The 22,507-nt window shown below is 62.7% G+C and carries 19 protein-coding genes; 11 read left to right on the forward strand and 8 right to left on the reverse strand.

The annotated features are described in order from the left end of the window. Window positions 1-15: 15 nt before the first annotated feature. On the reverse strand, window positions 16-603 hold the full coding sequence (locus LB536_RS03845; RefSeq protein ID WP_224590175.1) for a DedA family protein: 588 nt from the start codon (window positions 601-603) through the stop codon (window positions 16-18). Beyond that, the gene (locus tag LB536_RS03850; protein ID WP_140808644.1) at window positions 600-1,160 is read right to left on the reverse strand and encodes a DUF1003 domain-containing protein; all 561 of its coding nucleotides are present in this window, start codon (window positions 1,158-1,160) and stop codon (window positions 600-602) included. Before LB536_RS03850 ends, LB536_RS03845 begins: the two co-directional genes overlap by 4 nt. Window positions 1,161-1,248: 88 nt before the next feature. Between LB536_RS03850 and LB536_RS03855 the strand changes: the two genes are divergently transcribed. The 5 genes from LB536_RS03855 to LB536_RS03875 all read left to right on the forward strand — a co-directional run bounded on the left by LB536_RS03855 (window position 1,249) and on the right by LB536_RS03875 (window position 8,939). Further along, window positions 1,249-1,965, forward strand: coding sequence for a DNA-3-methyladenine glycosylase I (locus LB536_RS03855; protein WP_224590176.1), 717 nt, complete (start codon window positions 1,249-1,251; stop codon window positions 1,963-1,965). Window positions 1,966-2,028: 63 nt separating this feature from the next. Then, entirely contained in the window at window positions 2,029-3,705 is a 1,677-nt protein-coding gene (locus tag LB536_RS03860; RefSeq protein WP_224590177.1) for an NAD+ synthase, read from the forward strand. Between the two features lie 498 nt (window positions 3,706-4,203). Then, window positions 4,204-6,009, forward strand: a complete 1,806-nt coding sequence (locus LB536_RS03865; RefSeq protein ID WP_224590178.1) for an ABC transporter ATP-binding protein — start codon at window positions 4,204-4,206, stop codon at window positions 6,007-6,009. A 248-nt stretch (window positions 6,010-6,257) separates the two neighbouring features. Further along, window positions 6,258-7,412 carry a hypothetical protein gene (locus LB536_RS03870; RefSeq protein WP_224590179.1) on the forward strand — a complete coding sequence of 385 codons (1,155 nt, stop codon included), beginning with the start codon at window positions 6,258-6,260 and terminating at the stop codon, window positions 7,410-7,412. Window positions 7,413-7,565: 153 nt separating this feature from the next. Further along, window positions 7,566-8,939 (forward strand): glutamate--tRNA ligase, encoded by a 1,374-nt coding sequence (locus tag LB536_RS03875; RefSeq protein WP_224590180.1) that lies wholly within the window; start codon window positions 7,566-7,568, stop codon window positions 8,937-8,939. Here LB536_RS03875 and LB536_RS03880 read toward each other — a convergent pair. The 4 genes from LB536_RS03880 to LB536_RS03895 all read right to left on the reverse strand — a co-directional run bounded on the left by LB536_RS03880 (window position 8,857) and on the right by LB536_RS03895 (window position 14,355). After that, window positions 8,857-10,056 carry a DUF2865 domain-containing protein gene (locus LB536_RS03880; RefSeq protein WP_224590181.1) on the reverse strand — a complete coding sequence of 400 codons (1,200 nt, stop codon included), beginning with the start codon at window positions 10,054-10,056 and terminating at the stop codon, window positions 8,857-8,859. The two genes, LB536_RS03875 and LB536_RS03880, sit on opposite strands and share 83 nt — an antisense overlap. A 144-nt stretch (window positions 10,057-10,200) precedes the next feature. Beyond that, a complete protein-coding gene (locus LB536_RS03885) occupies window positions 10,201-10,878 on the reverse strand; it encodes an outer membrane protein (RefSeq protein WP_224590182.1) in 678 nt (225 codons plus the stop codon). Between the two features lie 197 nt (window positions 10,879-11,075). Beyond that, on the reverse strand, window positions 11,076-13,400 hold the full coding sequence (locus LB536_RS03890) for an NADP-dependent malic enzyme (protein ID WP_224590183.1): 2,325 nt from the start codon (window positions 13,398-13,400) through the stop codon (window positions 11,076-11,078). A 175-nt stretch (window positions 13,401-13,575) separates the two neighbouring features. Then, the gene (locus tag LB536_RS03895; RefSeq protein WP_140757569.1) at window positions 13,576-14,355 is read right to left on the reverse strand and encodes an SDR family oxidoreductase; all 780 of its coding nucleotides are present in this window, start codon (window positions 14,353-14,355) and stop codon (window positions 13,576-13,578) included. A gap of 151 nt (window positions 14,356-14,506) precedes the next feature. On the opposite strand from LB536_RS03895, the gene LB536_RS03900 reads away from it, so the two are divergent. Both LB536_RS03900 and LB536_RS03905 read left to right on the forward strand, forming a co-directional pair. Further along, the gene (locus tag LB536_RS03900) at window positions 14,507-15,289 is read left to right on the forward strand and encodes a UDP-2,3-diacylglucosamine diphosphatase (protein ID WP_032936358.1); all 783 of its coding nucleotides are present in this window, start codon (window positions 14,507-14,509) and stop codon (window positions 15,287-15,289) included. 130 nt (window positions 15,290-15,419) lie between these two features. Next, on the forward strand, window positions 15,420-16,634 hold the full coding sequence (locus tag LB536_RS03905) for an MFS transporter (protein WP_224590184.1): 1,215 nt from the start codon (window positions 15,420-15,422) through the stop codon (window positions 16,632-16,634). On the opposite strand, the gene dgcA is transcribed toward LB536_RS03905, so the two are convergent. Continuing rightward, a complete protein-coding gene (gene dgcA / locus LB536_RS03910; RefSeq protein ID WP_224590185.1) occupies window positions 16,605-17,588 on the reverse strand; it encodes an N-acetyl-D-Glu racemase DgcA in 984 nt (327 codons plus the stop codon). The two genes, LB536_RS03905 and dgcA, sit on opposite strands and share 30 nt — an antisense overlap. Window positions 17,589-17,665: 77 nt before the next feature. Here dgcA and LB536_RS03915 point away from each other — a divergent pair, with 77 nt between their 5' ends. Genes LB536_RS03915 through LB536_RS03930 form a run of 4 tightly spaced genes read left to right on the forward strand, consistent with a single transcriptional unit; the run spans window position 17,666 to window position 21,743 of the window. Further along, window positions 17,666-18,853: an ABC transporter permease gene (locus LB536_RS03915; protein WP_140757566.1), complete on the forward strand. Its 1,188-nt coding sequence runs from the start codon at window positions 17,666-17,668 to the stop codon at window positions 18,851-18,853. A gap of 4 nt (window positions 18,854-18,857) precedes the next feature. Beyond that, entirely contained in the window at window positions 18,858-19,667 is an 810-nt protein-coding gene (locus LB536_RS03920; protein WP_224590186.1) for an ABC transporter ATP-binding protein, read from the forward strand. A 14-nt stretch (window positions 19,668-19,681) separates the two neighbouring features. After that, complete coding sequence (locus LB536_RS03925; RefSeq protein ID WP_224590187.1) at window positions 19,682-21,055, forward strand: MCE family protein; 1,374 nt, start codon at window positions 19,682-19,684, stop codon at window positions 21,053-21,055. Window positions 21,056-21,092: 37 nt separating this feature from the next. Then, window positions 21,093-21,743 carry an ABC-type transport auxiliary lipoprotein family protein gene (locus LB536_RS03930; RefSeq protein ID WP_224590188.1) on the forward strand — a complete coding sequence of 217 codons (651 nt, stop codon included), beginning with the start codon at window positions 21,093-21,095 and terminating at the stop codon, window positions 21,741-21,743. A 38-nt stretch (window positions 21,744-21,781) separates the two neighbouring features. Here LB536_RS03930 and LB536_RS03935 read toward each other — a convergent pair whose 3' ends face one another. Beyond that, complete coding sequence (locus tag LB536_RS03935; RefSeq protein ID WP_224590189.1) at window positions 21,782-22,396, reverse strand: exonuclease domain-containing protein; 615 nt, start codon at window positions 22,394-22,396, stop codon at window positions 21,782-21,784. Between the last annotated feature and the right edge of the window lie 111 nt (window positions 22,397-22,507).

Raw genomic sequence — 22,507 nt, forward strand, 5'->3', positions numbered from 1 at the left:
GAGGAGAGAACCGGTTCACTGCTCCCGGTCGCGCTCCCGCTTGGCGATGTGGCGGGCGACAAGCCAGGCAAGCACGGCCACGGCAAGACCGATACCAAGCCCGACGAACAGCCGCTCGTGGCGCATCAGCGCCTCGCCAATCAACTGTTCGGCTCCCAATCCGAAGATATAGCCGATCGAACTGAACAGCACCGCCCAGATCACCGATGAAATGGCGTTGAGAACGACGAAGCGCGGCGCCGCTATGGTCGAAAGGCCGGCCGCGACGCCGCCGACCAGGCGCATGCCGTAGACGTAGCGGTTCGACAGCACGAAGATGTTGGGATGGGTGTTGAGCAGGCGGTAGGCGCGGCGAAAGCCTGGCCGCCGGCGCAGTTTCACGACATGGCGATTATCGGCGAAACTCCTGCCGAGGATGAAGAAGAAGGTGTCGCCGGCGAAGGCGCCCAGCGCCGCCGCGACAAAGGCATGCCACAGCACGAAGACATGCTGGTGAGCGAAGAAGCCGCCCAGGATCGCGGCACTTTCGCCTTCGGCCACGCAACCGAGAAAAACCGCCAGCAACCCGTATTGTTCGATGAAATGGTGGATCGTCTCGGTCATGACGCCGACTGTTGCGACAGTCTTTCATCGATCCGCTTGACCACTTCCGCCAGCCGCACGATCTCGTCGCGCATGCCGATGATCTGGCTGTGGCGCAGCTCATCCATTTTCTCATGCAGCGCCATGATCTCGATCTCGGCTTTCAGATTGACCTCGTAGTCGTGGGCGGCATCGATGCGGTCGCGTTCGGTCTGGCGGTTCTGCGCCATCATGATCACCGGCGCCTGCAAGGCGGCGACCATAGAGAGCACCAGGTTGAGGAAGATGAAGGGGTAGGGGTCGAACGCATCGCGCGACAACAGCCAGACATTGCCTGATGTCCAGACGATCAGGAAGGCGACAAAGGTCAGGATGAAGGACCACGAGCCGCCGATGCGGGCGATCGTATCGGCAAGGCGGTCACCAAAAGTCTGGTGGAAGGCGACGGCCTTGTTGGTGTCCCTGGTGATGGTGGTACGCTCGATGGTGCTTTGCAGCACCCGGCTTTCGAGCTGGCTCAGCCCATCCGGTTTTCGCCTCAGCCAGCGGTTCGCCAGATCGTCGATCGTCTTATTCATGGCCGTCTCCAAGCGCTTTGCTGCGCTAGAGGTAGAGGCTGCCGGCCCGGGCGGGAAGTGCTAGATTGAAGCGAACCGAGGGGGACCGATGGCCGACTTCAAGAAAATTCGCGCTCGCGCGGCAAATCGCAAGGGCGGTGAGGCGGAACTGACCTCCCTGTTGGGGCCGATGCCCGACAATGCGGCGGTGGCCGACATCACCGATGACCGTATCCTCTCGACGATGGCCGAGCGGGTCTTTGCGGCCGGCTTCGTCTGGCGGGTCATCGAGCAGAAATGGCCTGGATTCGAAGAGGCGTTCCTACGCTTCGAGCCCAAGCGGCTGTTGTTCCAGCCTGACGATTTCTGGCACGACCTGGCGTCGGATCAACGCATCGTGCGCAATCCGCAAAAGATCAAATCCGTTCGCGACAACGCCGCTTTCGTCGAACGCGTGTCCAGGGAACATGGCGGCTTCGGCAATTTTCTCGCCGAATGGCCCGCCAATGATCAGGTCGGGCTGATGGCCTATCTGGGCAAGCATGGCAGCCGGCTCGGCGGCAACACCGGCCAGTATTTGCTGCGCTGGCTGGGCTGGGATGCTTTCGTCATTTCGGCCGATATGGCCGCCGCCCTTCGCGACGCAGGCCTCGACATCGCCGAAAATCCGACATCGAAGAAGGACCTCGACAAGATCCAGGTCCAGATCAACCGATGGGTGGCCGACACGGGCCTGCCGCGCCGGCACATCTCGCGTATCCTGGCGATGTCGATCGGCGAAAACCACTCTCCGCAATCCTTGCGCGACTATATGGGCGACGATTGACGGTCTGAATTGGTCCAAGCGAACGCCATTGCGAGGTGAATTCTGCCGCGCTAAGTCAGCAGCATGATCAGGAAGCTCGACATACTGCGTATCGCCATCGCCCAGCTCAACCCGACCGTCGGCGACGTCGCCGGCAATCTCGCCAAGGCGCGCGAGGCGAGGGCGGATGCCGCCCGCCAGGGCGCCGATCTCGTGCTCTACACCGAGCTTTTCCTTGCAGGCTATCCGCCGGAGGATCTGGTGCTGAAGCCGGCCTTCCTCAGGGCATGCGAGCGCGCCGCCGAGGACTTTGCAGCCGATACCGCCGATGGCGGTCCTGGCGTCATCATCGGCACACCGCTGAAGCGCAAGAGCGGCACGCATAATTCCATCGTCTTCGCCGATGGCGGCAAGATCATCGCCGAACGCTACAAGCTCGACCTGCCGAACTACGGCGAGTTCGATGAGAAGCGCGTCTTCCAGGCTGGACCCGAGGTCCAGGGGCCGGTCAACTTCCGTGGCGTGCGCATCGGCATACCGATCTGCGAGGACATCTGGGGCGAAGTCGGCATCTGCGAGACGCTGGCCGAAAGCGGCGCGGAAATCCTGCTGGTGCCGAACGGTTCGCCTTACTATCGCGCCAAGATCGACGTTCGCCACCAGGTCGTCATCAAGCAAGTCATCGAATGCGGCTTGCCGATGATCTATGCCAACCAGCTCGGCGGCCAGGACGAGCTGATCTTCGACGGCGCCTCCTTCGCCATCGGGGCGGACAAGACGCTCGCCTTCCAGATGAGCCAGTTCGAGGACGCGGTCGACGTCACCACCTGGAAACGTACTGATAACGGCTGGATCTGTTCGCAAGGACCGATGTCGAAAATCCCGGACAAGGAGGAGGCCGACTACCGCGCCTGCATGCTCGGCCTGCGCGACTACGTCAACAAGAACGGCTTCAAGAATGTGGTGCTTGGCCTGTCCGGCGGCATCGATTCGGCGATCTGTGCCGCCCTTGCGGTCGACGCGCTCGGCGAGGAGCGGCTGCGTGCCATCATGATGCCTTATCGCTACACCTCGAAGGACTCGCTGAGGGATGCCGAGGACTGCGCCCGTGCGCTCGGCTGCCGCTATGACATTGTGCCGATCTTCGAGCCGGTCGAAGGATTTCTGCATACGCTGACGCAGTTGTTCGAAGGCACCAAGGAAGGCATCACCGAGGAGAATTTGCAGAGCCGCGCGCGCGGCACCATCCTGATGGCGATCTCCAACAAGTTCGGCTCGATGGTGGTCACCACGGGCAACAAGAGCGAGATGTCGGTCGGTTACGCCACGCTCTACGGCGACATGAATGGCGGCTTCAATCCGATCAAGGACCTTTACAAGATGCAGGTCTATGCGCTGTCGCGCTGGCGCAACAGCCATGTGCCGCCGGGCGCGCTCGGGCCTTCGGGCGAGGTGATCCCGAAGAACATCATCGACAAGGCGCCGTCGGCCGAACTGCGCGAGAACCAGACCGACCAGGATTCGCTGCCGCCCTATCCGGTGCTGGACGATATTCTGGAATGTCTGGTCGAGAACGAGATGGGCGTCGACGACATCGTCGCACGCGGCCATGACCGGGCGACGGTGACGCGCATCGAGCACTTGCTCTACATCGCCGAATACAAGCGCCGGCAGGCGGCGCCGGGTGTGAAGATCACCAGGAAGAATTTTGGCCGCGACCGCCGCTATCCCATCACCAACCGTTTCAGGGATCGTGGATAGGCGTCCTTTCGCTTGCTGAGCGGGATTGCGCGATGCCGCGGGCGAGTGTGCAACCATGCCGACTGTCGCGGATCGATTTCCGAGCGACCTCCGACCTGCTGATGGCGTGCGGGGTGAACACTCTGCAACGACGATAGGCACAAGCCCCGACTGTTGCAAAATCGCCTCACCGGCTGGGCCAGAAGTGCTTTTGGCCGTGGCTTGCCTTGGCGAGCGATCGAAGCATCCCTATAACGGCTTTTCCGCGATTCCCTTCAGGGAGGACCGAATGCCAGGATTTGACATCGTTATGCGAGGCCGCGAGGCCTAGGTCTGCGCCGGTGTTCCGAAGTGTCGGAACCATACCGGACGCAGAAAAGGCATTTGCCGCTGCCGGTCGCCGCCCATGGGCAGGCAACCTACCATAGCCGAACCTCCGCATTCACGGGCAATTAGCCCCGCGCGGTTTTCAACTTTCGACCTTACTGGGATCGGGCTCGTTTGCGCCCGGATGACATCATGGCTCGTTTCAAGATCGATTTGCGCGCGAGCGCCTTTCGCAGCGTTCTTGGCTTCACGCTAACGCATTGGCGGCGCCAGCCGTGGCGGCTTTCGCTGATCATGGGCGGGTTCCTGCTGTCGACACTGGCCGACGTGCTGACACCGCTCTATTCCGGCCGGCTGGTCGACGCCGTCGCCAGCAGCGCCGGAGCGGATACCGTTGCCTGGAACGCTGCGATGACGGCATTCTTCATCTTGATGGCGCTGGCGCTGACTGGTGTCATGTTGCGCAATCTCGCCTTCATGGGCATCGTTGAGTTGACACTCAAGATGATGGCCGACATCGCGGCGGACGCCTTCCATCGCGTTCAGCGCTTTTCGACCGATTGGCATGCCAACAGTTTTGCCGGCTCGACGGTGCGCAAGGTGACGCGCGGCATGTGGGCGCTCGACCTGCTCAACGACACCGTCCTGATCGCGCTGTTGCCGTCGGTGGTGATGCTTGCTGGTTCGACGCTGCTGCTCGGCTGGTTCTGGCCGCTGATGGGCGCGGTCGTTGCTGCCGGCTCGGTGCTGTTCATCGTGGTGACTGCGATGCTGTCGCTAGGCTATGTCGCGCCGGCGGCAAGGCTTGCCAACACCTGGGACACGCGTCTCGGTGGCTCGCTGGCCGACGCAGTGAGCTGCAACGCCGTGGTCAAGGGCTTTGGCGCAGAGGAACGCGAGGAGCGCCGCCTCGCCAGGGTGGTCGCCAAATGGCGCGCCCGCACACGGCGGACCTGGGTGCGCGGCACCATCAACGGCACCACGCAAGGGGCGCTGCTGCTGGTCATGCGGGCCGCGGTGATCGGCCTGGCGCTGATGCTGTGGTCATGGGGGCAGGCGAGCGCCGGCGATGTCGCTTTCGTGCTGACCTCGTTCTTCGTGCTGCAAGGCTATCTCAGGGATATCGGCACGCATATCCGCAATTTGCAGCGTTCGATCAACGACATGGAGGAACTGGTCGATTTCCAGTCGGAACCGCTGGGCATCGAGGATCAGCCCGGCGCCGGACCGATTGCCATCACGCAGGGCCACATCGCCTTCGACGACGTCACCTTTCACTACGGCAATCACCGGTCGCCGCTCTACCGCGACTTTTCGGTCGACATCGCCCCGGGTGAGCGTGTCGGGCTGGTCGGTCACTCGGGTTCGGGCAAGACCACTTTCGTCAAGCTCATCCAGCGGCTCTATGACGTTGGCGCGGGCCAGATCGTGATCGATGGCCAGGATATCTCGCAGGTCGCCCAGGCGTCGCTGCGCGGCCAGATCGCGATCGTCCAGCAGGAACCGATCCTGTTCCACCGTTCCCTGGCGGAAAACATCGCCTATGGCAGGCCAGGCGCAACGCAGGACGAGATCGAGCATGCCGCCAGGCTGGCGAGCGCGCACGACTTCATCGCCAACCTGCCGAAGGGCTATGGCACGCTGGTCGGCGAGCGTGGCGTGAAGCTGTCGGGCGGCGAGCGGCAGCGTGTGGCGATTGCCCGCGCTTTCCTGGCCGATGCGCGCATCCTGATCCTGGACGAGGCGACGTCGAGCCTCGATTCGGAATCCGAGGTGCTGATCCAGCAGGCGATGGAACGGCTGATGGTCGGCCGCACGACGCTGGTCATCGCGCATCGGCTTTCGACGGTGAGGGCGCTCGACAGGCTGTTGGTCTTCGATCGCGGCAAGATCGTCGAGGAAGGCTCGCATGACGATTTGATCCGCCTGAAGGGCGGCATCTACCGGCGCCTGTTCGAGCGCCAGGCGCTGGAGCTGACCAAAGGTCTGGTCAGCTGACCTGACATGGCCTCCGGCCTCGGCCGGGGGCCATGTCCATCACGCGCTGCGACACGTCCGAAGGCCCGGTCGCCTGGCGTATGCCGGCTGGGCAAATCCGCCAGTGGAGTCCTTTTCCAGATATCGAATTCGAGACGTCTGTTTACGCTACCGACCGAGATTCGTTGTCTCTACTTTTGGTTGCCGTATGCTAAAAACAGCAACCTAAGCGGCTTTCACAATGCATCTTGTTTTCCGAAACTACCGGCATGGAAAAGGTGACTGCGCCATCGGTGCGGGAATCTCGGCACGGCTCGGTTCGGCCGCTCGCCGCCGAAGATCTCGAGCGCGTCGCCGCACTCTTCCTGACGAAGTTTCGCCGGCGGCGGCGCCACCTCCTCGATCGCGCAATCGTGGAGACGGCCGAGTATATGAGAAGGATCTATCTCGACCATGCCGGCCAGTCCGGTGAGAGCAACGCTCTTGTGCATATCAACCGGCAGGGCGATCTAGGTGGGTTCCTTGGTGTCCTGAAGGCCCGTTACGAGCTCAACGGAGCGGCATTGAATGCGGCGATCATCGGTCCGGCCATGGCAGACACTGGCGTCGATCACGGCTCTGCAGGACCGCAATTGCTGCGTGCCTTGCATCGAGGTGAATTCGATCTGCAGCTGATCGATTCGGCCAACCGCGTATCTCTGGCCTTCGCGCGTCCGATGAAATACCAACTCCTGCCGGTCCATTGTCTGGGATGGACCTATGTTTTCCGGCCGGCCGCGATGGCCGCCGCCGCATTGCATCGCAAATGGGCCCGCATGCCTCGCCTGGCACTCGATCCCCTCGCGAGGGCATTCGACGCCCTCGCGAAGGGAAGGTTCGAACCGCCTGTCCAGCCTTCATCGTCGCATCGGGTCCATGCCGAGGCGATCAATGCCGCGCAATTTGCCGAGCGGCTGCCGACCCTCCTGTCCGATTACGCTCTCCGGCCGAGTTGGAGGGACGGCGAGTTGCCGCGGCTGCTCGCACTGGCGGCCGAGAAGCGGGCCGACGGCCCACTTCATTTCGGAGGAACTTACGACGAGACGGGCAAAATGCTCGGTTGCTATGCCTTCTACGGTCAAGCCGGCGACATGGCGAGCCTGTTGCAAATCCAGGCTTCCGGACCTCACTGGGGCGCGACGCTGGATGGCCTTGTCGCGGCCGCGCGGGATAGGGGCTGCGTGGGCATCACCGGACAGACCCAGAGCCGATTCATGCCTCACCTCTTCGGCTACAGGAATCTCTTCTTCCGTTATGCCGGGGGAACGATGGTCCGCTCGCGAATCCCCGAGGTCACTGAAGCGGTCCGCTCCGGCGATATCGCCATCGGCGGCTTGATGGGCGACCGCTGGACCCGCCTCAGCTCCGACGACTTCGGCGGCTGATCGCCTTCGTCGGCTCGGCCGGCCGGCCGCCACCCATGCGCCGCCAGAGACGCATCCGGCCGGTCTTTTCATTCCAGCCGCCATGTTCTATGTCTGCGGCACGGCGCGGGGGCGCATCTTGTCAATCACAAAGGCATCCGGTACGCCCCGCTCATGACAGTTACCGTTCGTTTCGCCCCGTCACCGACCGGCCGCATCCATATCGGCAATGCGCGCACCGCTCTGTTCAACTGGTTGTTTGCCCTCAACAACAAGGGCCGCTTCATCCAGCGCTTCGATGACACCGACATCGCCCGCTCGAAGCAGGAATTCGCCGACGCCATCCTTTACGACCTGCACTGGCTGGGGATTTTCCCGGACGCCACCGAGTATCAGTCGCGGCGCTTCGAAATCTATGACGCGGCGGTCGAGCGGCTGAAGGCGGCGGGTGTCCTCTACGCCTGCTACGAAACGCCGGAAGAACTCGATCTCAGGCGCAAGGTGCGCCGCACGCGAGGCCTGCCGCCGGTCTATGGCCGCGAGGCATTGGCGCTGACGACAGAGCAGGTGGCCGAATATCAGGCCGACGGGCGCCGGCCCCACTGGCGTTTCCTGCTGCCCAATTTCTCCTGCGATCCGCTGCAGCCGGTGCGTACCGATATCCACTGGGACGATCTGGTGCGTGGCGAGGAGACGGTGGATCTGGCTTCGCTGTCCGATCCGGTTCTGGTGCGTGAGGACGGCACCTATCTCTACACGCTGCCCTCAGTCGTCGACGATATCGAGATGGGCGTCAGCCACGTCATCCGCGGCGACGATCATGTCACGAACACTGGCGTGCAGATCGCCCTTTTCAAGGCGCTGGGTGCCGAGCCGCCGGTCTTCGGCCATCACAACCTCCTGACCACCGTTTCGGGCGAGGGGCTGTCGAAGCGCACCGGCGCGCTTTCCATCGAGAGCCTGCGCGAGGACGGCATCGAGCCGATGGCCGTCGCTTCGCTGGCCGTGCTGGTCGGCACGTCGGAGAATGTCGCGGCCGCGCATGACTTGGCCGAACTCGCCGGCCATTTCGACCCGGCCGCGACCTCGAAATCGTCGTCCAAGTTCGATCCGGCCGAATTGTTCGTGCTCAACCGGGTGCTGCTGCATCGTATGCCGTTCGACGAGGCGCGGGACCGGCTGATGGTGCTGGGTATTTCCGGCGAACACGCCGAACCGTTCTGGCTGGCGGTGCGCGGCAATATCGACCGGCTGGCCGATGCGGTTGCCTGGTGGCGTGTCCTGCGCGAAGGGCCGCAGGAGAAGCCCGAATTTTCCGACGACGACCGCGATTTTCTGCACCATGCGCTCGATCTCCTGCCTGAGGAGCCATGGAACGGGACGGTCTGGAAGGATTGGACCGGCAAGATCAGGGAAGCGACCGGCCGCAAGGGCAAATCGCTGTTCATGCCGCTCAGGCTTGCCCTTACCGGACTGCCTTCGGGGCCGGAGCTTGCAGATCTATTGCCGCTGATGGGTCGGGAAGGAACGTTGGCCCGACGACCCTGACCTTGCGCTGTTCCGGGGGCACGGCCGAAACGGGCGATGCCACCGGCTTGGCCGAAAGGCGCTTGATGGCTTCACGATCGAGCCCGCCATCCATATTGGCCAAGGTCTCGGGGTCGGCACCCGGATCAGGCTTCGAGGCCGGCACCGGAACAATCGGCGCCGTATCCGGTTCGGGCGGTGATTGTTGCTGGCTTGGCGGGTTGCCGCCAATGATCTGGAAATTCTGCGCGGCATTGCAGCCGCAAGTGGGTGGCCGTGACATGTTGGCCTGTTTGTAGAGATAGGCGGTCGGCAGTTCGCCGTAGGGCCTGCCGGTGACCGATGACGTCATCGATGCCGAATCGTCGTCCATACCGCGCGAATAGAAGACCTGCATCTCCGTGCCGGGGCAGGCCGATTCGCAATTCTTCTGGTCGCGCTCGAAATCGCCGGCCGAGGCGGCGTTCGACATGGGGAAGAAATAGCCGTCGCAAGTGCGCACGCAACTGGTGTGGAATTCGCCGCCGTTGCTCGCAACATCAGGAATGCCGGGCTGGTTGAGGACGCGGCTGACATCGCGTTCCTCGCCGGAATCGTCAGGCTGGTCCAGCGTATCGATCTGCCGGTTGCCGCCGAAAAGCTGGTCGAAGAGGTTGGCATTGCCCCCTTCTTCACGATTGGCTTCCCGCGGAGGCGAGCGGGGTGCCACCGCATCGTCACGGCAGTCATTGGCATCGAGCGCCGCCAGGATACGCCCCCGGTCGCGGCGTGAGCCGCCGCCGCCGGCGAGTTGGGCACGCTTGGTTTGCAAACTGTCGAGATTGGCGTTCATGCGCTCGATGGTGGCGTTCAGCCCGGCACACTGGTTGATGTTGCGCGAAAACAACGAGAACCCGCAGCCGGCATTGTTCGCCTGACCGCGAGCCTTCGAGATCTGTTCGCGCTGCCTTTCGATCGCGGCGTCATATTTCCGGACCAGTGCCGGGCCACCGCCACCGCCGCGTGAGCCCGCGGCGAGGTCGGCCTCCAGTTGCCGGCAGATCCGTGAAGCGGCCTGCGGCTCGCTGACCGCTGCGCCGGACAGCAGGATGCCAAGCAGCACGGCAGCATGCGCCTGCTTCAAACCTCCGCTTGCCATCCGTCTCGATCCCGCTTGTCTTCTGGTCGCCAAGGCTAACCCGTTCGCGGTTAATCGTCCATTTCGGAAGTCGCCTTGTCGCCGGCTGAGAAGCGGCGCGCATTGGATGGCGCCCATCAGTCCCGGCAATGGCCGGGCGGGCCGTCAGAACTTGTAGTTCATCCCGATCCTGACGGTACTGAACGTGTTGTCGAAGGTCGTATTGGAGTTGGGTCCGTAGTTGATGGTCTGGTCCCGCAGATCGACATATCGATATTCGGCATTTGCCGACCAATGATCGGTGATTGCCTGCTCCAGCCCCGCGCCAATCGTCCAGCCAACCTTGGTGTTCTTTTCGGAATAGCTGTTGGCGGGCCCATCGAGATATTGGTTCTCGACACCTCCGAAAGCAAGGCCGCCGGTCCCGTAAACAAGGGTGCTGTCGAACGCATAGCCCGCCCTGGCGCGGATCGTTCCGAACCAATCCACCTTGGTGTCGTAGACATCGCCTCCGCCTACATTGACCTCGTCGGAATGTCCCTTGATATCGGCGCCCGAAATATCGGCCTCGATCCCCAGAACCGCGGAGTTGACCTGGTAATTGTAGCCGATCTGGACACCGCCCAGAAAGCCGTCGATGTCGTAATCCTGCGTGCCCCGGATCGTTGGCGTGTTTGGCAGGTTGTAGGTCGCGTCGGTGCTGCCAAAACCATAGCCAAGATGCCCGCCGACATAGACGCCGGACCAGTCATGCACGGCCGGCTCCAACGCGATGGCGTCGGCGGCGAACGCCTCTACGCCAGTCACAGTCAGCATTGCCGAAGCGAGCAACAGGGCTCTCATGACACTCTCACCGCCTAATCAGACGGCGTGACCATATCAAATTGCTCCTTCCCGTGAAATCCGCATTCGTTCAATGCCGGACTTCACGGTTAAGAGTTGTTGGTTCGCAACACCCGATCCGGCCAACGCGTTCCGCGGCGCGTCGCTACCTAGCCTTGATCAACTGGGGCTGGACCAATCCGGTCGCGAGAGCCGGTTCAGTCCAGATTGGCGATCGCCTGCGCCTTGTGCGCGGCTTCGACCACTGCCAGCGCCGTCATGTTGACGACGCCGCGCGAGGTTACCGAGGGCGTCAATATGTGCGCCGGCTTGTCGGTGCCGAGAAGGATGGGGCCGACATGCAGGGCATCCATCATGGCTCGCAGCGCCGTCAGCGTGATGTTGGCCGAATCGAGGTTCGGGAACACCAGGAGATTGGCTTCGCCCTTCAGACGCGAATGCGGATAGACGCGCTGGCGCAGATGCTCCGACAAAGCGGAATCGGCATGCATTTCGCCGTCGCACTGCAGCTCCGGCGCGATGCGCGCCAGAATGGCCGCGGCCTGACGCATCTTCAGCGCGCTCGGCGAATCGCGCGAGCCGAAATCCGAATGCGACAGCAGTGCCGCCTTCGGCTCGATGCCGAAACGCTGGATTTCTTCCGCCGCCAGCACGGTCATCTCGGCGATTTCATCCGCCGTCGGGTCGACGGAGACGTGGGTGTCGGTGAGGAAGATGATGCCGCGCTGCGAGATCAGCATGGAAAGAGTCGACAGGTCCCGGTCCTTGATGCCGGTGCGCGGCCCGATGATCAGCGTCACGTTGCGCAAATGCCGCTCGAAACGGCCTTCGAGGCCGCAGACCATGGCGTCGGCATCGCCGCGCTTCAGTGCCAACGCCGCGATCACCGTGTTGTCGGTGCGCACCATGGTACGCGCGGCCTCCGTCGTCACGCCGCGGCGGCCGGCGAGCTCGATCAGGAGATCGACATAGTAGCGGTAGCGCGGATCGTCCTCTGGATTGATCAGGCCGAAATCGACACCAGGCTTGATGCGCAAGCCATAACGCTTCAGCCTGACCTCGATGACATGCGGACGGCCGATCAGGATCGGCTCGGCGATGCCTTCCTCAAGCACAACCTGGGCGGCACGCAGGACACGCTCGTCCTCGCCGTCGGCGTAGATGACGCGTTTGGCACTGGAAGCCTTGGCGGAGGAGAACACCGGCTTCATCACCAGGCCGGAGCGGAAGACGAAGCGGTTGAGCTTGTCGATGTAGGCAGCGAAGTCGGTGATCGGCCGCGTCGCCACACCGGTCTCGCAGGCTGCCCTGGCGACGGCCGGCGCGATGCGCAGGATGAGGCGCGGGTCGAAGGGCGAGGGGATCAGGAATTCGGGTCCGAAGATCGGTGTCTCGCCCGAATAGGCGCGCGCGGCGACATCGGAAGGTTCTTCGCGGGCAAGGGCGGCAATCGCCCGCACCGCCGCCATCTTCATCTCCTCATTGATGGCGCTGGCGCCGCAGTCGAGCGCGCCACGGAAGATGTAAGGGAAGCAAAGGACGTTGTTGACCTGATTGGGAAAATCGGAGCGGCCGGTGCAGATCATGGCGTCAGGACGCGCCGCGCGCGCCACTTCCGGCATGATCTCCGGATTGGGATTGGCCAGCGCCAGGATCAACGGCTTCGGCGCCATGTGTCGCAGCAGCTCCGGCTTCAGCACGCCGGCGGCCGAGAGGCCGAGAAAGACATCGGCGCCCGCAATGACGTCGGCCAGCGTGCGCGCCTCGGTGTCCTTTACATAAGGGTCTTTCCAGCGGTCCATCTCGTCGACACGGCCCTTGTAGGCGACGCCGAAACGGTCGGTGACCCAGATGTTCTCGACGCGCACTCCGAGCGAAACGAGCAGGTTGAGGCAGGCAAGGGCGGCGGCACCTGCGCCGGAGGTGACGACCTTGATGTCCGAAATGGTCTTGCCGGCGAATTCCAGCCCGTTGAGCACGGCGGCGGCGACGATGATGGCGGTGCCGTGCTGGTCGTCATGGAACACCGGTATGCTCATGCGAGCCTTGAGGCGTTCTTCGACTTCAAAACACTCCGGTGCCTTGATGTCCTCGAGGTTGATGCCGCCGAAGGTCGGTTCCAGTGCGGCAACCGTTTCGACCATGCGCTCGATTTCCGGCGCGTCGATCTCGATGTCGAAGACGTCGATGCCGGCGAACTTCTTGAACAGGACCGCCTTGCCCTCCATCACCGGTTTGGAGGCCAGCGGCCCGATATTGCCGAGGCCGAGCACGGCCGAGCCGTTCGACACGACGCCGACCAGATTGGCGCGCGCCGTGTAGTCGGCGGCGGTCGCTGGATTGTCGCGGATCTCGAGGCAAGGGGCGGCGACGCCGGGCGAATAGGCGAGCGCCAGGTCGCGCTGGTTGCCGAGCGGCTTGGTCGCCTGAATCTCGAGCTTTCCCGGCGTTGGGTATTTGTGGAAGTAGAGGGCGGCTTCGTCGAGGTCCGAACGTGCCGTCTTCTTGTTCTCGCCTTCCATGCGGCCGCTCCTCGAAACCTGCTTTGGGAGTCCTTTTAGCATGAGGCCAAGGTTTTTCGCGACGCTAATTGACGCGCCGGCAGCTTTAAATCCCGGCACGCCAAAATCAGATATTTATCAGGTTGTTATCGTTGTTTCATGCGAAATCAGGTGCGCGCCTTCGCAGGCACGCTGGTCAAAAGGCGCTGACGTAGAGACCGCCATCAACGGGTATGTTCTGCCCGGTCAGATAGCCGGCGTGGACAGAGCACAGGAAGGCGCAGATCTGGCCGAATTCCTCGGGCGTGCCGAGCCGCTTGGCCGGTACGTCGGCACTGATGCGGGTCTTGCGCGCCGCGGCCGCCTTTGGATCCTCTGGCGTACCGGCCTCATGCGGGCCGCGCAGCCGGTCGGTGTCGAGCTTGCCCGGCAGCAGGCTGTTGATGGTCACGTTGCGCTCGATCACCGTGCGCGCCACGCCGGCAAGGAACGATGTCAGACCGGCGCGCGCGCCCGATGAGAGGTCAAGGCCGGGAATCGGGACATAGACCGACAGCGAGGTGATGTTGACGATGCGCCCGAAGCCGCGCGTCGCCATGCCGTCGATGACCGCCTGCACCAGTTCGATTGGCGTCACCATGTTCTGGGTAACACCTTCGAGGATTTTTCCACGATCGAGCTCGCGGAAATCGCGAAGCGGCGGCCCGCCATTGTTGTTGACGAGGATGTCGGGTTCCGGACAGGCGGCGAGCAACGCCTTCTGTACCTCCGGCTTCGAAACGTCGCCGACGACTTCCGTCACCGTCACGCCATGGCGCTGGCGCAGCTCCGCGGCGGTTTTGGCGACCAGTTCGGCATTGCGCCCATTGACGACGATGTCGCAGCCTGCTTCGGCCAGCGCCATGGCGCAGCCACGACCGAGCCCCTTGCTCGAAGCGCAGACGATGGCCTTCTTTCCGCGGATACCGAGATCCATGACGATTTCTCCTTTGATTTGCCCGGCAGGCTAGCGCCAGCGCTGGACCAATCGCAACCGTCATACGGTTGTTGCATGAATCGGGGCATAGGCTGCTCGAAAGCAAGGGTGATCCGCGATGCCAGGCCAAGAGCCCCGCACTTTCCGCAGCATGTTCATTTCCGATGTCCATCTGGGCTCGAAGGCGGCGAAGGCCGATTTCCTGATCGATTTCCTGCGCTACCACGATGCCGACATCATCTACCTTGTCGGCGATATCGTCGACGGCTGGCGCCTGAGGCGCAGCTGGCACTGGCCGCAAAGCCACAATGACGTCGTGCAGAAACTGCTGCGCAAGGCGCGCAAGGGAGCCTCGATCACCTATATCGCCGGCAATCACGACGAATTCGCCCGCCAGTTCCAGGGCGTGCATTTCGGCGGCATCGTCGTTGCCGACCGTGCTATCCACGAAACCGCCGATGGCCGGCGGCTGCTGGTCATCCATGGCGACCAGTTCGACACCGTCGTCCACAACCAGCGTTGGCTAGCCTATCTCGGCGACCATGCCTATGACGCCGCCATGCAGGTCAACCGGGTGATCACGCGGCTGCGACAGCTGCTCGGCCTGCCTTACTGGTCGTTTTCGTCCTGGGCCAAGGTCAAGGTCAAGAAGGCGGTGAACTTCATCGGCTCGTTCCAGACGGTGCTCAGCGAGGAAGCGCGACGCTCGCATGTCGACGGCGTCATCTGCGGGCACATCCACCATGCCGCCATCGAAAGCTATGGCGACGTGCAATATATCAACACCGGTGACTGGGTGGAGAGCTGCACCGCCGTGGTCGAGCATTTCGACGGCCGCATGGAAATCCTGACATGGGCGCATATCCTGCCTGAAGCGCCTGACGAGCCCTTCATCCCGATGCTCATCGAGGACAGGGTAGTGCAGGCCGCCTGAGGCGGAAGCCGGCCCTGAACTTTCTGGTGCCAATCGACTGGTCCAGCCGGTTTCGCCCGGTTTTTCCTCATGTTAAGGATCGGTTTGCGCTGCTCGCCGGTCGTTGAGCGCAGCGTCATTGGATCGATTCATGCCGCTGCCACCGCTTTCGCCCGAACAACTCGTGAAGCCGAGCCGTTTTGAGCTGCGCATGAGCCTGATCTTCGGCACGTTGTTCATATCGCTTGGCACCCATTTGCCCTATTTCCCGCTTTGGCTGCAGGCTAAGGGATTTCACGCCGAACAGATCGCGGTCATCCTGTCGGCGCCGATGTTCCTGCGCGTTGTGACGACGCCGCTGCTGACGACGCTCGCCGACCGAGCCAGGGACCGCGCCGATGTCTATGTCGTGCTGGTCGCTGCCTCGCTGCTGCTCTCCGCGGGGTACTTCCTGACACCGACCTATGCGACTGTGCTGGCAGTTTCGTTGTTGCTGACCATTGTCTGGACGCCGCATTCGCCGATCGCCGATTCGCTGGCGCTTTCGGGCGTGCGCCGCTTCGGTTCCAATTATGCGAGCATGCGCAAATGGGGGTCGATCTGCTATCTCCTGGCCAATGTCGCGGGCGGGTTCATCCTGGCGGCCAGCGGCCCTCAAGCCGTTCCGGTGATCATATTCCTTGCCCTTGGCGCGGCACTCGCCGCAGGCCTGCTGGCGCCGCGCATGGGGCGGCCGCGCAAGGCATCGCCGTTGTCGGCGGCGGAAATCCAGCACGCGGCGCCGGGGCTATTCAATGCTTATTTCCTCTATTTCACGCTTGGCGTCGGCATCATTACCGCCAGCCATGCCTTCCTCTACGGCTTCGTCTCGATCTACTGGAAATCGATCGGCATCAGCGATTCCCTCGTCGGTCTGCTATGGGCATGGGGCGTGGTGTCCGAGGTCTGCATGTTCCTGTTTTTCAATCGCATATTCGCCTCCGTACCCGTCGTCCGGGTCATGCTCATTGCCGGAATCGGTTCGATCGTGCGTTGGATCGCCTTTCCGCTGGTGTGGCCGCTCGGCCTTGGCGTCAGCGGCTTCTTCGCCGTGCAGTCGCTGCATTCGGTGTCTGTCGCAATGGTGCTGATCGGCCTGCAGAAGATGATCGCCGAGACCGTCTCCGAAGAGCGCACGGGTGCCGCGCAAGGCATTGCCTATTTCTTCAACGGCTTCTTCATGGCCGCCGTCACGCTTGTGTCCGGTCCGCTCTATGATCGCCTTGGCGTCGACGGGTTCCTGGCGATGATCCCGATCGCGATCATTGGTCTCGTGCTGATCGGGCTTGCCGCGCGCTCAGCCCCACAACGCCCGATCAGGGGGTGAGACGAGCGATCCCTGGTAAACGAGGCCCGGCACACGGTCGCGAGCAAGCAGCAGCGGACCGTCGAGGTCGACGAAATCGGCTCCTTGCGCGAGCAGCACCGCCGGCGCCATTGCCAGTGACGTGCCGACCATGCAGCCGACCATGACACCAAAGCCCAATTCACGGGCGCGGTCGCGCAAGGTGAGCGCCGCCGTCAGCCCGCCGGACTTGTCAAGCTTGATGTTGACGGCGTCGTAGAGACCGACAAGCGCTTCGAGGTTGCTTGCTTCATGAACGCTCTCGTCGGCGCAGATCGGCACCGGATGCGCTATGTGGCGCAGAATGCCGTCCCGGCCCGCCGGCAGCGGCTGCTCGATCAGGACGATTCCCTGTTCGGTGGCAAAGGCGAAGTTGGCGACAATGTTGTCGTCGGTCCAACCTTCATTGGCATCGAGGATCAGTCGGCTCTCGGGCGCGGCCTGTCTCACCGCCCGGATGCGGGCGATGTCATTGTCGCCGCCAATCTTGACCTTGAGCAGCGGTCGGCCGGCATTGGCGCGAGCCTGTGCCGCCATCGCTTCCGGTTCGCCGAGCGACAGCGTGTAGGCGGTCTCGAGTTGATGCAACGGGGCCGGCCAGATTGCGTCCGCCACCGGATTGCCGCTGATCTTGGCTTCAAGGTCCCAAAGGGCACAGTCTATGGCGTTGCGCGCCGCTCCGGCAGGCATTGCGTCAAGCAGGGCGGTTCGGTCCATTCCGCCGGCGATCCGGTCGCGCATCGCCTCTATCGCGTCACGGACACCGTCCATGGTCTCACCATAGCGCTTGTAGGGAACGCATTCGCCGCGCCCGCTTTGACCGCCCTGGCTGATCGTGCAGGTGATAACCTCGGCCTCGGTCTTGGAGCCGCGCGAAATGGTGAAGGTTCCGGCGATCGGGAAACGCTCGGCCTCGACCGAAATGACACGCGCCATATTTTTCTGCTCCGGCTATGCGAGAAGGGTTGTCGGCAAATCGACAAGGTCGGACCCATCAGGTTAAACAGGACGCCATGTTGACCATCGGCAAACGCGACGCAAGCGGCACGGCCGCCTCGGGGGCTGATCACGACCCGCGCGTGGCGGTCGGCGAGGAGGGTGATGTCCTCGGCTGCGCGTTCTCCGGTATCTGGACGACACGGACCGTGGCATCGATCGACGCCGACATGCGCAAAATCGAGAAGCGAAGCGGTTTCAAGACTTTGGCGCTCGATCTTTCGAAAATCGAGAAGATCGATACCGCCGGCGCCTGGCTAATTGACCGGCTGGTCAGCGCCTTCGAGAAGAAGAACGTCGAGGTCCGGCTGCAAGGCCAGAGCGAGATCGCTTCCATCCTGCTCGACGCGGTCAACGAAGCTGTCCGGCGCGAACCCGAATCCGGACCGGCGCGGCCGCCCAACATCGTCATTCGGGCCCTGGAGGCGGTTGGCCGGCGCGTCTACGAGATGCGCGACGATTTTCTCGCTTCGATGAATATATTGGGCGCCACCATCCGTGGCGCGCAAATGAAGCTCGGCCGCGGTCATGCCGTCAATCCGGCGGCGATCTTCAACCAGATCGATCGCATGGGCGTCGGCGCGATACCCGTGGTGGTGCTGATGTCGGCCATCGTCGGCGCCATCGTTGCCCAGCAGGGCGCCTATCAGCTCAGCTATTTCGGCGCCGACATCTTCGTCGTCGATCTCGTCGGCGTGCTGATCCTGCGCGAACTCGGCGTGCTGATGACGGCAATCATGATCGCCGGCCGCTCAGGCAGCGCGATCACCGCCGAAATCGGCTCGATGAAGATGCGCGAGGAGGTCGATGCGCTGAAAGTCATCGGCCTCAATCCGATCGGCGTCCTGGTCTTTCCGCGTCTTGTGGCGCTGGTGATCGCCTTGCCTTGCCTGACGATCATCGCCAATTTCGCCGCACTCGGCGGCGGCATTGTCGCTGCCTGGCTTTACTCCGATATCCCGCCCGCTGCATTCATCGACCGGTTGCGTGTCGCAATCGATCTAAGCACGATTTTCGCCGGCCTGATCAAGGCGCCCTTCATGGCCATGATCATCGGCACGATTGCCTCCGTCGAGGGCATGAAGGTCGGCGGCAGTGCCGAATCGCTCGGCCAGCACGTGACCGCTTCGGTGGTGAAATCGATCTTCGTCGTCATCATCCTCGATGGGCTTTTTGCCATGTTCTACGCAGCGATCCAGTTCTAGTAACATGGCAAAAGGCAACGGAGTCACGACTGAGGTGCCGGACGAGAGCGAGATCGTGCTTTCGGTGCGCGACGTCACCGTTGCCATCGATGACAAGCTGATTCTCGACAAGCTGTCGCTCGACATCAAGCGCGGCGAGATACTGGGGTTCGTCGGTGCCTCGGGCGCCGGCAAGTCCGTGCTGTTGCGCACCATTCTCGGGTTGATGCCCAAGCAGTCGGGAACAATCAAACTGTTCGGCGTCGATGTCGACAAGGCAAGCGATATGGAGCGTCTGCGCATCGACATGCGCCTTGGCGTGCTGTTCCAGCATGGTGCGCTGTTTTCGTCGCTGACCGTGATGGAGAACGTGCAGGTGCCGATGCGCGAATATCTCGATTTGCCCAGGAAGCTGATGGACGAGTTGGCGCTGCTCAAGGTCGAGCTGGTCGGGCTGCCGCCGGACGCGGCCCTGAAATTCCCCTCCGAGCTCTCCGGCGGCATGATCAAGCGTGCCGCCCTTGCCAGGGCGCTGGCGCTCGATCCGGACATCGTCTTTCTCGACGAGCCGACGTCAGGCCTCGATCCGATCAGCGCGGCCGAGTTCGACGAACTCGTCGTCAAGCTGCGCGACACCATGGATCTGACCGTTTACATGGTGACCCACGACCTCGACACGCTGTTTACCGCCTGCGACCACGTGGCGGTGCTCGGCAAGAAAAAGGTGCTGGTCGAAGGCACTATCGACGACATGCTGAAGAGCGAGGAACCGTGGGTGAAATCCTATTTCCGCGGAAAACGCGCCCGGCAACTTGATCTTGCCGCACGTGCATAGCCATAAGTGAAGCAATGGAAACCAGAGCCAACTACGTCATTGTCGGCATTTTCACGCTGGTTGCGATCCTGGCGGCTTTCGGCTTCGTCTATTGGACGGCCGCGATCGGCAACAGGGGTGAGACGACGCTGCTGCGGGTGCGCATTCCGGGCTCGGCCTCTGGTCTCGGCCGCGGCAGCTTCGTGCTGTTCAACGGCGTCAAGGTCGGCGACGTCAAGCGCGTCTATATCGACGTCGACAATCCGACTGTCGCCATCGCCGACACCGAGATCGACCGGATGACGCCGATCACCAAGTCGACGCAGGCCGATATCGGCCTTGCCGGCCTCACAGGGCAGGCCAATATCGAGCTCAAGGGCGCCGACCCCAAGGAAGTGAAGCTGCTCGACCAGGCCGAAAAGGAAGGCAAGGTCGCCGAGATCGTCGCCAATCCATCGGCGGTGACCAATTTGCTGCAGACGGCGCAGAACATCTTCACCCGCGCCGACAAGGTGCTGACGGAGCTGGAAGGCTTCACCAAGGACGTCCGCGGGCCGCTGACGCAGACCGTGCACAACGTGCAGACGTTTTCCGATGCACTGGCCAGGAATTCCGACGGCATCGACAAATTCCTGTCCGCCGTCAGCGCGCTGTCCGATGAGCTGAAAGGCGTTTCAGGAAAGCTCGACGGCACGCTGAAGGCGGCGGAAGGCCTGCTCAACGCTGTCGACAAGGACAAGATCAAGAGCATCGTTGCCAATGTCGATACGGTGACGGGGAACCTCAAGGAAACCTCGCGGCAGCTCGATGGTGTGATCAAGAACGTCGATACGGCCGTTGGCTCCGTCAACGATTTCGCCAAGCAGACGCAAGGCACACTGGCCAAGGTCGACGGCGTGCTCGACGGCATCGACCCGGCGCAAGTGCGCGAAGCGCTGGCCAACATCCAGAAGGCCAGCGACAACGCCAACAAGGCGGCAGCCGATATCGCGCAGGTGACAGGCAAGATCGCCAATCGGGCCGACGACATCGACCAGACGATCAAGGACGCCAGGCACCTGGCGCAACGGCTCAACGACGCCTCGGTGCGGGTCGACGGCATCCTCGCCAAGGTCGACAAGCTGCTCGGCTCGGGCCAGGCCGACGGCGTGTTGGCCGACGCAAGGGATACGCTGAAATCGTTCAAGCAGGTCGCCGATACGCTGAATGCCCGCCTTGGGGTCATCACCGACAATCTGGCGCGCTTCTCCGGTCAGGGGCTGCAGAATGTCGAGGCGCTTGTGCAGGACAGCCGCCGCTCGATCAATCGCATCGAGGAGGCGGTGACGGATCTCAGCCGAAATCCGCAGCGCATCCTTTCGGGTGGCGAAGGCGAGGTTCGGCAGTTCGACGGCAGGGCGCGGCGTTGACTTCGGCGCCGGCCCGCCGCAAGAACATTGCTCGCGAATGCGGGTTGATCTTACGATCCGGGGACAACGGGGATCACGCGTGACTTTGAGCAGGCTTGGAACGGGCGGGTTGAAATCAGCCGCGGCGCTGCTTGTCCTGGCGGTTGCCGGTTGTGCGGTGCTGGGCGCCAAGCCCACACCGCTCGACACGTTCGAACTGTCAGCGCCATCCGTCGACGCGCATGGCCATAGCCGCAAGCAAATCCTGATCGCGCAGCCTTCGGCGCTGAAGGCGCTGGACAGCCAGAACATCGTCATCAAACCCTCGGATCGCTCGATCCAATATTTGAAGGGCGCTCAATGGGCCGACCGCCTGCCGCTGGTCGTGCAGGCGCGGCTGGCCGAGACGTTCCAGCGCTCGGGCAGCTTTGCCGGCGTCGGGAAGCCGGGCGAGGGGCTGGCGATCGACTATCAGGTGATCGTCGAGGTCCGGTCCTTCGAAGTGCGTGTCGACGGCGGCGAACATGCCGAGGTCGAGCTGTTCGTGCGCTTGCTCAACGATCGAAACGGCGAAGTGAAGGCTTCCAAGAGTTTCACCGCATCGGCACCGGTATCGGGCAGCGGCAACCCGGCCTATGTCGGCGCTCTCGACGCGGCCTTCGGCGATGCTGCCAAACAGATCGTCCGGTGGACCGATTCGGTGATCTGAGCGTCAGGCGCGCAGGGATTCCACCAAACTCTTTCAGGCTACGGACGGTCAAAGACGTCCGGCCGCAGCTTTCCAGTCTTCATCAGATGCTGCAGGGTGTAAGTCACGGACAGCGCATCGTCGAGCGCGTCATGTCCCTGCAATGGTGGGTGTTCGACGCCGTAGTAATCCGCAAGCTTGTTGCTCGGCGTCCTTGCCAGGTCCTCGATCGGCATGCCGGCCGCGATCAGCAGCTTGACGGCGTTGTCGAACCGGGTGGCCGGGATGGGCGGCTCGATGCCCGCGACATAGCAACTGATGGCGATCATGTTCAGTTCGTCCTTGCCCCAGGACCAGAACCGAGCCCCATCGGAGAAACGATCGATGCCGGCAAGAGCTTCTTCCAGTTCGACGCCCTCTGCCTCGATGACTTCTTCGGTGATTCCGGTCAGCCTGGTGAAGAACGGATCGAGCGCGTATCTCTCGCCAAATCGGTCGATCGGCCTGATGTAGGCCTTGTGCGTGCCCAGCACGGGGAAGTCACCTTCGAGGCCGAACCTTGCCGCGCCGATTTGTGCGATGATCGGATCGGGGTCATGCGCCGCGCACCAGAATCTGCGTTGTGAGCCCTCGAGGCAGAGAAACTCGCAGTCGAAGATGATTGCCGTCTTCACAACTCAGGATCCGGTTCCGGAAAACGAGATAAAACCCGGATGCGTCTTCCGGGTTGCGACATCAGTCCCGTCAAGAAAAAGGCGGGAGTCTCCCGCCTTTTTCGTTTTGGC

The organism is Mesorhizobium sp. ES1-3, assembly GCF_020164795.1.
Classification (GTDB): Bacteria; Pseudomonadota; Alphaproteobacteria; order Rhizobiales; family Rhizobiaceae; genus Mesorhizobium.